A 13,770-nucleotide genomic window follows, 5' to 3' on the forward strand; every position below is an offset into this window, starting at 1 on the left:
GTGCGCGGGACAGACGAGAGGATGATTCCCGATGCGCCATGATGTTCGATCCGTCCTGCCGGTCCAGGCGACTTTGGGCGAAGGCCCGGTGTGGATCGGCCGCGACGCGGCCTTGTGGTTCGTCGACATCAAGCAGCGCCACGTCCACCGCTTCGATCCGGCGACCGGCACCGCGCATCGCTGGGACGCGCCAGAACAGGTCGGCTGGGTGCTGCCCGCCGCGGACGGCGGCATGATCGCCGGGTTGCAGAGCGGCCTGTATCGCTTCGATCCCGCCGACGGCACCTTCCGCCCGCATGCCACGCCCGATGGCCATCCGACGCATAACCGGCTGAACGACGCGGCGACCGATTCGCACGGCCGCATCTGGTTCGGGACGATGGACGACGGCGAGAGCGCCGATACCGGCCGGCTGTTCGCGCATCACGGCGGCGCGATCCGATGCAGCGGGCTGCCGGCCGTGACGATCACCAACGGGCCGGCGGTGCATGGATCAACGCTCTACCACACCGATACACTGGGCAAGACGATCTGGCGCGCGGCGATCCGCGACGACGGCACGCTGGGACCGGAAGAGCGCTTCGTCACGATCGAGGAGGGGGCGGGCTGGCCCGACGGATCGGTCGCGGACGCGGAGGGGTGCCTGTGGGTCGCTTTATGGGGCGGCTGGGGCGTGCGCCGCTACGATCCAGCGGGCCAGCTGATGGGGACGGTGCGGCTGCCGGCGTCGAACATCACCAAGATCGCGTTCGGCGGGCCCGATCTGCGCACGGCCTACGCAACGAGCGCGCGCAAGGGGCTGGACGCGGTGGCGCTGGCCGAGCAGCCCGAGGCGGGGAATCTGTTCGCCTTCGATCCGGGCGTGGCGGGCGTGGCGGTGACGCCCGCGGTGGTGTGAAGGACGCGGCGTAGCCTTGCGCCCATAATGTCGTCACCCCGGGCTCGACCCGGGGTGACGGGCTAGATCAGCGCTTGAACGGATCTTGGAACAGCGCCTGGGCGGCCGCTGCCGGATCGTTGTCGTAGGAATCGACCTCGCGGTTCGCCGCGTCGCGCTCGGCGCGGAGCGAGGCGATCAGCGCCTCGCGATCGCCTTCCAGGCGGGTGTCGGCCGGGGCGGCTTCGCCGGTGCCCTTCGATGCCTTGGCAACCGCGGCGTCGAGTTCGCGCTGCGTCGTCAGGCCCAGCGTCACCGGATCCTTGGGCGTGATGTTGGCGATGTTCCAATGGCTGCGGTCGCGGATCGCGGCGATCGTCGTGCGGGTGGTGCCGATCAAATTGCTGATCGCGCCATCGGTTATTTCCGGATGGTTGCGGATGATCCAGGCGATGCCGTCCGGCTTGTCCTGGCGCTTCGACACCGGCGTGTAGCGCGGGCCCTTGGTGCGGCGGACCTGCTCGGGACCCTTGATCATCTTCAGGCGATAGGCGGGATCGGCCTGGCCCTTGTCGATTTCGTCCTGCGTCAGCTCGTGCGCGCGCACCGGATCGCGGCCGGTCAGCTTGGTCGCGGCGGTATCGTCGGCGATCGCCTGCACTTCGAGGATGTGGAGACCGCAGAAGTCCGCGATCTGGTCGAACGACAGCGAGGTGTTGTCGACCAGCCAGGAAGCGGTCGCATGGGGCATGAGCGGCTGGGCCACGGGAAAACTCCGTCGGAAATAAATAGGGCCGCCCCATCCGGAGCGGCCTGCTACACCCTTCGATGTACGGTACGCGCACGCGAAGGGCAAGGCGTGTGGTGGAATTGCGCGGTTTTCTCCCCGTTATCCCGGCCTTGCGCCGGGATCCCGCTTCTTCCTCTCGCGGGAGTAAAAGCGGGACCCCGGATTAAGTCCGGGGTGACGGGCACCGCCTCACACCGTCAGGACGATCTTGCCCACATGGTCGCCCTCTTCCATCCGCGCATGCGCGGCGGCGGCGTCGGCCAGCGGTAAGACCTTGTCGATCACCGGGCGCAGACGGCCTGCCTCGACGTGCGGCCAGACGGTGCGCGCGATTTCGTCGGCGACCAGCGTCTTGAACGCGGTGTCGCGCGGGCGCAGCGTCGATCCGGTCAGCGTCAGGCGGCGGCGCATAATCTCGAAGATCGGGATCGTCGCGGTCGGGCCGCCCTGTACCGCGATCGAGACGTGGCGGCCGTCGTCGGCGAGGCATTGCAGGTTGCGTGGCACATAGTCGCCGCCGACCATGTCGATGACCGCGGTGACGCCTTTGCCGTCGGTGATCGCCTTCACGCGCTCGACGAAATCCTCGGTCTTGTAGTTGATCGCATGCGCCGCGCCGAGGTCCAGCGCGCGGGCGCATTTGGCGTCCGATCCGGCGGTGACGATGATCGTCATGCCGAACAGCTGGCCGAGCGCGATCGCCATCGTGCCGATACCGCTGGTGCCGCCGTGGACGAGCACGCTGTCGCCCTCGGTCGCGAAGGCGCGTTCAAAGAGGTTCGTCCACACGGTGAAGAGCGTTTCGGGGATCGCCGCGGCATGGACCATATCGAGCCCGTGCGGCACCGGCAGGCACTGGCCGGCGGGTGCGACCGCATATTCGGCATAGCCGCCGCCTGCGATCAGCGCGCAGACGGGCTGGCCGATCATCGTATCCTCGACGCCCTCGCCCACCGCGACGACGGTGCCGGAAACCTCCAGCCCCATGATCGATGGCGCGCCCGGCGGCGGCGGATAGCCGCCCTTGCGCTGCAGCACGTCGGGCCGGTTCACCCCGGCCGCGGCGACGCGGATCAGCACCTCGCCCGAGTGCGGCTGCGGCACCGGGCGTTCCACCAGCCGCAGCACCTCCGGCCCGCCATGCGCCTCTGGATCGATCGCCTGCATCGTCGCGGGGATCGTTGCCCCGTGCTGCCGTTCGTCCATCCGCCCATCCTGTCCCTGTTGCCCGCCGCAAACGCAGCGCGCGCCCTATGGTGCCTTATTGACATCGCACCGGCGGGGGTCAACGTTAGCGCTTCATGGATATGGACGACGCCCCCTCCCGTCCCGACGACGCCCTCGGCCTGCTGCTGCGGCAGGACCTCGACCCGTTGTCGGTCGCCGAGCTGGAAGCGCGCATCGCCGCGCTGGAGGGCGAGATCGCGCGCACCCGGCGGCATATCGAACGCTCCGTTAACCATCGCGCAAGCGCCGACGCGCTATTCCGGCGATGAGCGACGCGCGCACCGGATCGGGTTCCCGCCAGCCCTGCCCGGTGTGCCGCCCGCCGCTTGATGCACGGCCCAACGATACCGACATAGGTGGAAAGGGCCGGGCGTCACGATCCGGTCCGACTGGAGTAAGCTGAATGCCATCCTTCGCCCCCGCGCTCGAGACCACGCTGCACAAGGCGCTCGAGGCCGCGTCCTCGCGGCGGCACGAATATGCGACGCTCGAGCATCTGTTGCTCGCGCTGATCGCCGACGAACATGCGTCCCAGGTCATGGAGGCGTGCCACGTCAACCTCGGCGACCTGAAGACCACCGTCGCGCATTACCTCGACACCGAGCTGGATGCGCTGAAGGTCGACACCGCGACCGATCCGTCGCCGACCAGCGGCTTCCAGCGCGTCGTCCAGCGCGCGATCCTGCACGTCCAGTCGTCGGGCCGTGACGAGGTGACCGGCGCCAACGTGCTGGTTGCTCTGTTCAGCGAGCGCGAATCCTACGCGGTTTATTTCCTGCAACAGCAGGACATGAGCCGCCTGGATGCCGTCAGCTTCATCAGCCACGGCGTCGGCAAGGGCGGCGCGCAGACCGAAGCCTCCACCCCCAAGGGCGCCGAAGAGGAAAAGCCGGCAAAGGGCCAGGACAAGGGCAAGAGCGAAAGCGCGCTCAAGCAGTTCACCGTCGACCTCAACGAAAAGGCGAAGATCGGCAAGGTCGATCCGCTGATCGGTCGCGGGCCGGAGGTGGATCGCACGATCCAGATCCTGTGCCGCCGCAGCAAGAACAACCCGCTGTACGTGGGCGATCCCGGCGTCGGCAAGACCGCGATCGCGGAAGGCCTAGCGCGCAAGATCGTCGAGGGCGAGGTGCCCGACGTGCTGAAGGAAGCCGTCATCTACAGCCTCGACATGGGCGCGCTGCTCGCCGGCACGCGTTACCGCGGCGACTTCGAGGAGCGGCTGAAGGCGGTCGTCAACGAACTCGAAAAGCTGCCGCATGCGGTGCTGTTCATCGACGAGATCCACACGGTGATCGGCGCGGGCGCGACCAGCGGCGGCGCGATGGACGCGTCGAACCTGCTGAAGCCGGCGCTGTCGGGCGGTTCGATCCGTTGCATCGGTTCGACGACCTACAAGGAATTCCGCAACCACTTCGAAAAGGATCGCGCGCTGCTGCGCCGGTTCCAGAAGATCGACGTCAACGAACCGACGATCGAGGATACGATCAAGATTCTCGCCGGGCTGCGCTCGGCGTTCGAGGACCATCATTCGGTCAAGTACACGCCCGATGCGATCAAGTCGGCGGTGGAACTCTCCGCACGCTACATCAACGACCGCAAGCTGCCCGACAAGGCGATCGACGTGATCGACGAAGTCGGCGCGATGCAGATGCTGGTGCCGGCCAACAAGCGCAAGAAGACGATCACCGCCAAGGAGATCGAGGCCGTGATCGCGACGATGGCGCGTATCCCGCCGAAGTCGGTCAGCACCGACGATCGCGCCGCGCTCGAAAGCCTGGAGACGGATCTGAAGCGCGTCGTGTTCGGGCAGAATGCGGCGATCGAGAAGCTGTCGGCGGCGATCAAGCTCAGCCGCGCTGGCCTGCGCGATCCCGAAAAGCCGATCGGCAACTATCTGTTCACCGGCCCCACCGGCGTCGGCAAGACGGAAGTCGCCAAGCAGCTGTCGTCGATCCTGGGCATCCCGCTCCAGAGGTTCGACATGTCCGAGTACATGGAGCGGCATTCGGTCAGCCGGCTGATCGGTGCGCCCCCGGGCTATGTCGGCTTCGACCAGGGCGGCCTGCTGACCGATGCGGTCGATCAGAACCCGCATTGCGTGCTGCTGCTCGACGAGATCGAAAAGGCGCATCCCGACCTGTTCAACATCCTGTTGCAGGTGATGGACAATGGCCGCCTGACCGACCAGCACGGCAAGACCGTCGATTTCCGCAACGTGATCCTGATCATGACCACCAATGCGGGCGCCGCCGACATGGCGCGCGAGACGGTGGGCTTCGGCAACCTGACCCGCGAGGGTGAGGATGAGCAGGCGGTGCAGAAGATGTTCTCGCCGGAGTTCCGCAACCGGCTGGATGCGATCGTGCCATTCGGTTACCTGCCGCCGGAAGTCGTCGCCCGCGTCGTCGACAAGTTCATCCTGCAGCTCGAACTCCAGCTCGCCGACCGCAACGTCCACATCAACCTGGACGATGCCGCCAAGAGCTGGCTGACTGAGAAGGGCTATGACAAATTGTACGGCGCGCGTCCGATGGGCCGCCTGATCCAGGAAAAGATAAAGCAGCCGCTCGCCGAGGAACTGCTGTTCGGCAAGCTGGTCCATGGCGGCGAGGTGACGGTGAAGATGAAGGACGGCGCGCTGTCGTTCGCGATCGAGCCCGCCGCGCCGAAGAAGCCGCGCAAGAAGGGCAAGGCGGAACCCGTCGACGCCAAGTAACCGCGGCCAAGCGCAACTGCCTCCGAAACGGATCGGATCCACCCGGATCCGGTCCGTTTTCGTGTTAGCGAGCCGGCGTGGACCCGCACGATCCCCTTGCCGGCCTGCCGCTCGACGCCGCCGATCCCGCCGATGCGGCGGCGCTGGCCGATCTGGCGGCGGGGCGGGTGGTCGACAGCGACCAGATCGTCGGTTGGCTGGGCGGCTGGCAGATGGCGCGGCAGGCCGACGCGTTCGACCTTTGCGCCCCGATCGCCGATTCTCAGCCGCACGCGCAGGGCGATGCGGAGACGCGGCCCTTGGTCTGGACCGAGAGTGCGTACCATGCCTGCCGGCGTCTGCGCACGGATTTGGCGGCGCTCAGCAGCGACAGTGACCTCCGCCTCGTCGCCGCGCTGGTCGCCAAGATGGTGTCGCTGATCGTCGAGGGGGGCCATGCGCCCGGTTTTGCCGAGGTGGCGCTGATGCCGCCGCTATACCTGCGCATCGCCGTCACCCGCACTCGCATCGCCGTGCTCGGGCTACGCTGGAACGGCACCCTCAGCTGATCGGGCCAGCGCGGCGACCGCGGCCCGCGTCGGCGTGGTGAGGTTGGGCGGCAGCGCATCCAGCGGATACCAGACCGGCCCGTCATGCTTGGCCGGTTCGCAATTGCGCGGGGTGCCGGTGAAACTCAGCACGCGATAGATAGGCGCGACCCAATGCGTGCCGGCCGCCACGTCGATCTGGTCGACGAAGCACAGCAACGCCACCGTGCCGACGACGATGCCCAGTTCCTCGCCCACTTCGCGGCGCATCGCGGCCTCGGCGGTTTCGAACAGGTCGATCTTGCCGCCGGCAAGGCCCCAACTGCCCGCCTCGGGATCGGTCAGCCGGCGCAGCAGCAGGATGCGACCATCGACGACGATCGCCGCGCCACAGCCGGCCCTGGGTTCGCTTTGCTTGCCTGGCATGCGCGCCGGGGCCGTGACGGGGGACGAAACCATGGTTCGCGATTCAGCCGTCCCCATGGCATAATGTCAACCAAAAGGCCCGACGCGGCTGTATATGTCACAGATAACGCTGCGCTTTTTCATCTAGGTCAACTATGGCCGCGTTTACCGAAGCTTTGTAATACCGATGCTAGGGACAAGCCATATGCCGGCAGGTTTTCAGTGGCGACGCATCGCGATGATCGTGCTGAGCTTCGCGATCGCCTGCTGCATCCTGCCCGCGGCGGCGCAGGCGCGCACGCCGTTGAAGGCCTGCGTGCTGCGCGACACCGGATCGCAGAACCCCGCCGCCCTGTTCGCCGCGCCCGATCGGTTCGACTGCACAACGCCCCAGCGCGCCTTCGGCCCCGGCAGTTACTGGCTGCTGTCGCAACCCCTTCCGGCCGGACTATCGGGCGAGCTGCTGCGGCAGGGCAGCGTGTGGCAGGATCGCGTGACGCTGTATGTCCGCTACACCGATGGCGCGATCCGCCATGTCGCCTTCACCAGCCGGACGACGTGGCGGCTGCTGCAACTGGGTGCGGTGATCCAGATCCCGCTGCCCGCCCATTCCGCCGCGCCGGAGCGATTGCTGTGGCATGTCGAGGGATCGCTGAACCGCCGCGGCATCCTTGTCGCACCGGTGCTAGTCGACCGGCACACCGCGCAAAACAGCGATCGCGAGATGGTCGCGCTCTATGCCGCCTTTGCCGGAATGTGCCTGGCGCTGCTGATCTACAATCTCGCCATCTGGGCGGCGCTGCGTCAGGGATTCCAGCCCGCCTATTGCGTCATGGTGCTGTGCCTGCTCGCCTATGCGCTCAGTGCGTCGGGTCTGCTCGGCCAGCTGACCGGCATGGACAACAACGATCGCCAGCGATTGAGCTATATGCTGCTGGCACTAATCGCGGCGAGCGCGGTGATATTCGTGCGCGCGTTCATGGAACGCCGCGTCTTCGACGGATGGCTGCGGCCAGCCAGCAACGTGGTCATCGGTTTCCTGCTGCTGTCGGCGGCAAGCTTCACCGTGCTCGTGCCCCGTTACGCCGGGGTGACCGATCTGATGTGCACCATCGGCTATTGCATGGTCGTCGCGCTGACCGTGCCGGTGGTATGGCGCGCCTGGCGGCTGCGCAGCCGCTTCCTATTGCTGTTCGCGCTCGCCTGGGGGCCGCCGGTGCTGTGTGCGGTCGTCCGCATCCTGGCGTCGATGAGCCTGGTGAAGTGGCAGCTGTGGATCGACAATTCCACCTTCATCGCGCTGGCGCTGGAAGCGTCGATGTCCTCGGTCGGCATCGCCTATCGCATCCGGCTGCTCAGTCGCGAACGCGACGAGGCGCGTGCGCAGGAGGTGGCGGCGCTGCGCCTGGCCGCGGTCGATCCACTGACCGGCCTGCTCAACCGCCGCGCGTTCCTGGAAGCGGCGATGGCGCGGGCGGGCGAACACCAATTGGTTCTGATCGACATCGATCATTTCAAGGCGGTCAACGAAACCATCGGCCACGACGGCGGCGACGAAGTGTTACGCGTCTTCGCCCGCGCGCTGCGGTCCGTCGCTGCACCCGAATCGCTGATCGCGCGCATCGGCGGCGAGGAATTCGCGATCCTGACACCTGCCGCCGCACCGCTCGACGCACGGCTGGTGCTCGACGGGCTGCGCGGCCATCGCATGCCGTTCGACCTTGGCGTCACCGCCAGCATCGGCACCTGCGTCGGGCCGCTCCATCGCGAAATCGACTGGAAGACGATGTACCGCAACGCCGACCGCGCGCTGTTCGAGGCGAAGGCGGCGGGCCGCGACCGCGTGCGGCACGGGCTGCGCAACGACGCCGCCTGACCTATCGACCCGACCATGCGCGGCAGGCCGATGGCGGCTTTTCGAACGCACGCTACACTATGGCCGTGACGGCCGCGCCATGATATGTCCTGCCCGCAGAAGGGGATGGGACGCGAATGACCGACCGGCGCAAATGGACGATCGCAGCGGTGGCTGCCGTATCGCTCGTCGCGCTGCGCCATCCGACGCCCGACATCCGCCTGATCACGCATGACATCGGCGACCAGAGTCCGCGCCGGTTCCAGGCCGCGATCGACCTGGGTCTGGTGGGGATCTCGTTCCTCTACACCTGGACCGCACGACGCGGCTGAGGGCGATCCCCAGCCGCACGCCTCAGCCGAACACCGTCTTCAGGTTCATGAACTCGTGCAGACCGTACGGGCCCAGCTCGCGTCCATGGCCTGACCGCTTGATGCCGCCGAAGGGCGCTTCGGGCGTCGAGGACAGCATCGCATTCACCGCGACCATCCCCGCCTCGATATCGCGCTCGAAGCGCGCACGCTCATCGGGGTCGTTGGTCCATACCGACGACCCCAGGCCGAACGGCACGTCATTGGCCAGCGCGATCGCCGCATCGGTGTCGGCGGCGCGGAACACCATCGCGATCGGGCCGAACAGCTCTTCCTGCGCGGCCGGATCGTCGATCGGCACGTCGACCAGGATACCCGCCGACATATAGGCGCCCTTGCCCGGCAACGCCTCGCCCCCAAACAGCAGCCGCCCGCCGGCCGTCTGAATGGCGGCAAGCTGGTCGAGCGTGGTCTGCCTCTGCTCCTCGCTCGACAGCGGGCCCATATCGGTGTCGGCATCCATCGGATCACCCGCCTTCACCGCGCGCATCGCGTCCGAAAAGCGGTCGAGGAACGCGTCGTAGATGTCGGCATGGACGATCATCCGCTTGCCGCAGATGCACGACTGACCGGTGTTCTGGATGCGCGCGGTCACCGCCTGCTTCACCGCCGCGTCGAGATCGGCGGAGGGCATGACGATGAACGGGTCCGATCCGCCGAGTTCCAGCACGACCTTCTTGAGGTTGCGCCCGGCCGCCTCGGCGACCTTGATGCCGGCGCCTTCGCTTCCCGTCAGCGTCACCGCGACGATGCGCGGGTCGGCGATCAGCGCATCGACCTTGTCGGAGCGGATGGCGAGGTTCTGGAACAGGCCGGCGGGCGCGCCGGCGGCAACGATCATCCGCTCGATCGCAGCGCCGCAGCCTTGCGTCAGCGAGGCGTGCTTCAGCAGCCCGACATTGCCGGCAAGGATCGTCGGCGCGGCGAACCGCACCACCTGCCAGAAAGGGAAGTTCCACGGCATCACCGCGAGCACCGGGCCCAATGGCTGCCAGTGCGCGGTCGCCGGGCCGCCGGGCGTGTCGAAGCGGCGCGGCTCCAGCATCGCCGGTCCCTCCTGCGCGTAATGGCGGAAGGCGGCGGCGCATTTCTGCACTTCGGCGATCGCCGACTTCAACGTCTTGCCCATTTCACGCGTCGCAATCTCGGCAAGCTCGCGCGTGTTCGCCTCGAACTGTTCGGCAATCCGTTCGAGCAGCGCCGTGCGTTCCGCGATCGGGGTCAGCCGCCATGCGCGATAGGCGCTGTCGGCACGCGCGATCGCCGCGTCGAGCGCGTCGGCGGTCAGTTCGGGGATGCTCTCGCCGGGTTGGCCGGTCGCGGGATTGATGCTGGTAAACATGCCGGCCCAACGCGCAGGCCCGGCACGCGATCCGCCTAGGCCGCCCGCCGCGTGCGCTGCCAGCGCCGCACCGTGCCGATCGCGCCGTCCCACAGCAACGTTTCGAGGCCGGCATAGCCCAGCCCCAGGTGCGGCGGCCGCGCGGCGACCACGTCGGCGATATGGACGCTACCCGATCGCAGCCCGGCGCGCCCGATCCGCGCCCAGCGGCGCGCGGTTTCCCAGCGGATCAGCCGCGCATCGTCACGGCTCGGCCGCGCCTGCGCCAGGAACGCCGCCTGCAACGCCGTGATGCCCTCCCCCAGCTGAATCAGCGTCGCGCGATCGGGCACCGGCACGCCGCCCATGTTGTGCAGCACCAGCAGCCGGGCGAGCGTCGCGGCATTCTCCGCACCCAGCACGGCGGCATGCCGTTCCGCCAGCACGCGCGTCGCCGCGGTCTGCATCGTGTCGATAAAGCGCTTCGACACGCCGCCCGCATGCTGGCGATAGAGGACCAGAGGCGAATCGATTCGCGCGATGCGGCCGAGTGGCTGGACGCGGTGGTATAGGTCGAAATCCTCGGCATAGAGCAGGTCGGGCCGGGTGAAGGGATCGAGCGCGCAGGCGGTGTCGGCGCGCAGCATCACGGTCGACCAGACGAGCGGATTTTCGATCCAGCTGAGCCAGGTGATCAGCGCGGGCGTCGTGTTGGGCGCATAGTGCATCGGCGACACCCGCTCGTCGCGCAGCTGGCATGCCTGCGTCCCGACCAGCGCGACGTCAGGATGCGCCTCCAGATACGCGACCTGCCGTGCCAGCCGCTCAGGGAGACACAGGTCGTCCTGGTCGAGGCCCGCGACATAGCGCCCACGCGCCGCCGCGACGCCACGATTGCGCGCGCGCACCGGCCCCATATTTTCGGCATTCTCGATCAACCGCACGCGCGCGTCCGGCCAGTTCCGCATCATGGCGCTGGTCGCGTCGGTCGAGCCGTCGTCGATGACGATCGCCTCCCAGTCGGTCAGCGTCTGGCGCTCGAGCGACCGGAGCGTGTCGGGCAGGAAATGTTCCCCGTTGTACGCGGGGATGATCAGGGACACGATGGGCATGGCTACGCAGCGACTGCGCGCGCCTCCGGTTCCAACAGCTGGTCGACGATCATCTGGCCGACGTCATTCTGCCACAGCCACAGGCCGTTCGCCTGCCCGCGGAAGCTCGCTTCGCCGCCCAGGCGCCCCCAGGGCACGAAGCCTGCCGACAGGCCGATGCCATAGGCGCCCGGCACCGGCCGGTCCGTGGCGTCGAGCAGACGACAATGCCGGTCGACCATCGGCCGCCCGACGTGATGCGCCAGCGACAGCGGCATGCCGTCGACGCCGATCAGCGGCACGCAGCGCGGCCGATAGCCGAGCGCGCCGATCACCAGATCCGCGCCTTCGATGATCGCGCGCGCGGCGGCATCGTGATCGCCGGCGATGTGATGCGTCGTCACGCGCGGATCGGGTGTGCGGCCGCCCAGCGACAGCATCCGCAGCACCAATTCGCGCGATTCGAGCCGCAATCCGGCAAGGCGCAGCACGAAACCGCTGACCGGGCAGATGTCGTTTTCGTCGAAATCGTGGAAGCCTTCGGCATGCGCCGCGGCGATCGTCGGGTAGAAGGGCTTGAGCGGCTGGCGATGCACGATGGTGATCGCGCCGGCACCAAAGGCGAAGCCGGGCTGGCTCTTCAGCAACAATACCGCCGCCGCGATCGCGCTGGTCGAGGCACCGACGATCGCGATGCGCGGCGCCCGGCACGCCCGCAACCGCTCCTGCACCGCCGCGATACCGCCCTGGCGCAACACGATATCGGAACGCATCAGCCGCCGGCCCGCCATCACGCCCAGCGGCATGCCGGCGACGCGTTTCGCGGCGACCTGTTCGTCGGTCTGATAGCCGCCGGTCGCCACGACGATCCGGTCGGACAGGATCGTGCGCGTCGCACCATGGCCATCGGCGACGCGCGTCGCCCAGCGCCCGTCGGCGGTCCGCCGCACCTCCTGCGCCTCATGGTCGGTCAACACGCTGCCGCCATGCGTGCGGACGATGGTGCCCAGCCGTTCGCCCGTCGCCTCCAGCAGCGGCGCGGTGTCCGCCAGCGGCGCGCCGAGCTCGCCGATGTAGCGCTCCATCAGCCGCGCCGCGGGATGCTGCGCCAGCGCCGCGAGGTCGGGATGGGGATTGTCCTTCACCGCCGACAGGAAGGTCTCGGCGGTCGTATCCGATCGGATCGCATAGCCACCCAGCGCTCCCGCACCCAGGCGCGGCCCCCGCTCGACGATCGCCAGCCCCGCCTCGACCAGCGGCACCAGGCGGTTCTGCTTGCTCGCCGCGGTCAGCATCGCCGTGCCGGCCGGTCCGCCGCCGATCACCACGGTCCTCACGTCATCCCCCGCGCCCTGCGCCACTGCGTGCTCCGTCCCGTGCGGCACGAGCATCCGCGCCATTTCCGCGTCCACCACGCGTTCGATCGCGCGGACCAGCCGGTGCGCAATCTCGGTCGCATCGGCGGGCGTCATCGCATCGGTGATCGGCAGGCTGAGCATGCGCGCGGCGATATCGTCGGCGACCGGCGTCGGCTCAATCACCGCCACGTCGCGGAACAGCGGCTGTTCGCCGATATGCGGGCTGAAATAGTGTCCGACGCCGACGCCGTCCGCCGCCAGCGCGGCGACGATCGCGGCGCGATGGCCGATGAGCGCGGGCGGGAGCAACAGCGGCATGAACTGCGTCGCCTGCCGCCGTGCGGCGGGCGCCTGCATCGTGAACCCGGGCAAGGCGGCGCGATAGGCCGCATCGATCGCGGCCCGCGCCTCGCACACAGCATCGATCTCGGTCAGCTTGGCGCGCGCCATCAGTGCGATCACTTCGGGCAGCTTCGCGTTGATGCCGGGCAGCGTCGCGCTGCGGGCGCCGCTCGATCCGGACGGGTCGAACCCGAAATTGGCCATCGCGCGCAACGACGCGATCCGGTCCGCATCGCCGCAATGGATCAGCCCCCCCTCCGCCACCGCGAAGGTCTTGGTCGCATGCATCGAATAGACGATGGCAAAGGGCGCACCCGTACCGAAGCCGCGGCCCGCGGCATCGATCGTCCCCAGCGACGCCGCCGCATCCACGACGACGCCGACATCGTAGCGGCGCGCCAGCCACGCATAGCGATCGAGATCCAGATCGGTGCCGAAGGTCGCATAGGGCACGATCACGCCCACCCGATCGCCGTGGCGCGCGAGCAGCGCTTCCTCCTGCGCGGGATCGGATATCCAGTAAGACGGCTCGATATCGCCGAGCAGCGGCGTCAGCCCAGCCCACAGCGCCGCCTGCGCGGTCGCGGCAAAGGTGAGCGCGGGCATCAGCGCGAGCGTGCCGGCCCGCGGCATCGCTCCGCCACACCGCGCGGGCACCGCCTGCCGAATCGCGAGCATCAGCCCCAGCGTCGCATTGCCGACCGCCAGGCAATCGCCCACCCCACCGAACAGCTGCACCGTCGCCTCGCGCTCGAACGCCTGCACCTCCGGACCGTTGTTGCTGAATACGCCCGACGCCTCGACGCGCAGCAGCCCATCGGTCAGCGTGCTGAGCCGGGGCGGCCGGGGGGCGATCAGCGGAAATTCCATGCGTGGCGTGTCCCGGA

General features: G+C 68.3%; 12 protein-coding genes. 6 read left to right on the forward strand and 6 right to left on the reverse strand.

Annotated features, from left to right (window positions below; all coding sequences use genetic code 11):
* The first annotated feature begins 31 nt into the window (after window positions 1–31).
* The gene (locus tag SPHME3_RS0102510) at window positions 32–898 is read left to right on the forward strand and encodes an SMP-30/gluconolactonase/LRE family protein (protein WP_017977427.1); all 867 of its coding nucleotides are present in this window, start codon (window positions 32–34) and stop codon (window positions 896–898) included.
* A gap of 67 nt (window positions 899–965) precedes the next feature.
* Here SPHME3_RS0102510 and SPHME3_RS0102515 read toward each other — a convergent pair whose 3' ends face one another.
* On the reverse strand, window positions 966–1,643 hold the full coding sequence (locus SPHME3_RS0102515) for a DUF1013 domain-containing protein (protein WP_020486343.1): 678 nt from the start codon (window positions 1,641–1,643) through the stop codon (window positions 966–968).
* A 213-nt stretch (window positions 1,644–1,856) separates the two neighbouring features.
* The gene (locus tag SPHME3_RS0102520) at window positions 1,857–2,873 is read right to left on the reverse strand and encodes an NAD(P)H-quinone oxidoreductase (protein ID WP_017977425.1); all 1,017 of its coding nucleotides are present in this window, start codon (window positions 2,871–2,873) and stop codon (window positions 1,857–1,859) included.
* 95 nt (window positions 2,874–2,968) lie between these two features.
* Between SPHME3_RS0102520 and SPHME3_RS0102525 the strand changes: the two genes are divergently transcribed.
* The 3 genes from SPHME3_RS0102525 to SPHME3_RS0102535 all read left to right on the forward strand — a co-directional run bounded on the left by SPHME3_RS0102525 (window position 2,969) and on the right by SPHME3_RS0102535 (window position 6,161).
* Entirely contained in the window at window positions 2,969–3,163 is a 195-nt protein-coding gene (locus SPHME3_RS0102525; protein ID WP_017977424.1) for a DUF1192 domain-containing protein, read from the forward strand.
* Between the two features lie 134 nt (window positions 3,164–3,297).
* Window positions 3,298–5,613, forward strand: a complete 2,316-nt coding sequence (clpA, locus tag SPHME3_RS0102530; RefSeq protein ID WP_017977423.1) for an ATP-dependent Clp protease ATP-binding subunit ClpA — start codon at window positions 3,298–3,300, stop codon at window positions 5,611–5,613.
* Between the two features lie 77 nt (window positions 5,614–5,690).
* Entirely contained in the window at window positions 5,691–6,161 is a 471-nt protein-coding gene (locus tag SPHME3_RS0102535; protein WP_017977422.1) for a hypothetical protein, read from the forward strand.
* Here the strand turns inward: SPHME3_RS0102535 and SPHME3_RS0102540 are convergent.
* The gene (locus SPHME3_RS0102540) at window positions 6,135–6,566 is read right to left on the reverse strand and encodes an NUDIX domain-containing protein (RefSeq protein WP_017977421.1); all 432 of its coding nucleotides are present in this window, start codon (window positions 6,564–6,566) and stop codon (window positions 6,135–6,137) included. The two genes, SPHME3_RS0102535 and SPHME3_RS0102540, sit on opposite strands and share 27 nt — an antisense overlap.
* A gap of 184 nt (window positions 6,567–6,750) precedes the next feature.
* Between SPHME3_RS0102540 and SPHME3_RS0102545 the strand changes: the two genes are divergently transcribed.
* Window positions 6,751–8,421, forward strand: coding sequence for a GGDEF domain-containing protein (locus tag SPHME3_RS0102545; protein WP_017977420.1), 1,671 nt, complete (start codon window positions 6,751–6,753; stop codon window positions 8,419–8,421).
* A 116-nt stretch (window positions 8,422–8,537) separates the two neighbouring features.
* Window positions 8,538–8,732 (forward strand): hypothetical protein, encoded by a 195-nt coding sequence (locus SPHME3_RS0102550; protein ID WP_017977419.1) that lies wholly within the window; start codon window positions 8,538–8,540, stop codon window positions 8,730–8,732.
* 22 nt (window positions 8,733–8,754) lie between these two features.
* Here the strand turns inward: SPHME3_RS0102550 and SPHME3_RS0102555 are convergent, their stop codons facing one another.
* The 3 genes from SPHME3_RS0102555 to SPHME3_RS0102565 are packed head-to-tail and all read right to left on the reverse strand — an operon-like array spanning window position 8,755 to window position 13,753.
* Window positions 8,755–10,113, reverse strand: coding sequence for an NAD-dependent succinate-semialdehyde dehydrogenase (locus SPHME3_RS0102555; RefSeq protein ID WP_024310429.1), 1,359 nt, complete (start codon window positions 10,111–10,113; stop codon window positions 8,755–8,757).
* Window positions 10,114–10,148: 35 nt separating this feature from the next.
* A complete protein-coding gene (locus tag SPHME3_RS0102560; RefSeq protein WP_017977417.1) occupies window positions 10,149–11,204 on the reverse strand; it encodes a glycosyltransferase family 2 protein in 1,056 nt (351 codons plus the stop codon).
* 2 nt (window positions 11,205–11,206) lie between these two features.
* A complete protein-coding gene (locus SPHME3_RS0102565) occupies window positions 11,207–13,753 on the reverse strand; it encodes a DegT/DnrJ/EryC1/StrS family aminotransferase (RefSeq protein ID WP_017977416.1) in 2,547 nt (848 codons plus the stop codon).
* Window positions 13,754–13,770 lie beyond the last annotated feature (17 nt).

Source organism: Sphingomonas melonis DAPP-PG 224 (genome assembly GCF_000379045.1).
Classification (GTDB): domain Bacteria; phylum Pseudomonadota; class Alphaproteobacteria; order Sphingomonadales; family Sphingomonadaceae; genus Sphingomonas; species Sphingomonas aquatilis.

Excerpts from the sequence above, each read along its gene's own strand:
- SPHME3_RS0102545 (WP_017977420.1), top strand. The coding sequence starts at position 6,751 with ATGCCGGCAGGTTTTCAGTGGCGACGCATCGCGATGATCGTGCTGAGC.
- SPHME3_RS0102555 (WP_024310429.1), bottom strand. The coding sequence starts at position 10,113 with ATGTTTACCAGCATCAATCCCGCGACCGGCCAACCCGGCGAGAGCATC.
- SPHME3_RS0102560 (WP_017977417.1), bottom strand. The coding sequence starts at position 11,204 with ATGCCCATCGTGTCCCTGATCATCCCCGCGTACAACGGGGAACATTTC.
- SPHME3_RS0102510 (WP_017977427.1), top strand. The coding sequence starts at position 32 with ATGCGCCATGATGTTCGATCCGTCCTGCCGGTCCAGGCGACTTTGGGC.
- SPHME3_RS0102550 (WP_017977419.1), top strand. The coding sequence starts at position 8,538 with ATGACCGACCGGCGCAAATGGACGATCGCAGCGGTGGCTGCCGTATCG.
- clpA (WP_017977423.1), top strand. The coding sequence starts at position 3,298 with ATGCCATCCTTCGCCCCCGCGCTCGAGACCACGCTGCACAAGGCGCTC.
- SPHME3_RS0102520 (WP_017977425.1), bottom strand. The coding sequence starts at position 2,873 with ATGGACGAACGGCAGCACGGGGCAACGATCCCCGCGACGATGCAGGCG.
- SPHME3_RS0102565 (WP_017977416.1), bottom strand. The coding sequence starts at position 13,753 with ATGGAATTTCCGCTGATCGCCCCCCGGCCGCCCCGGCTCAGCACGCTG.
- SPHME3_RS0102540 (WP_017977421.1), bottom strand. The coding sequence starts at position 6,566 with ATGCCAGGCAAGCAAAGCGAACCCAGGGCCGGCTGTGGCGCGGCGATC.
- SPHME3_RS0102525 (WP_017977424.1), top strand. The coding sequence starts at position 2,969 with ATGGATATGGACGACGCCCCCTCCCGTCCCGACGACGCCCTCGGCCTG.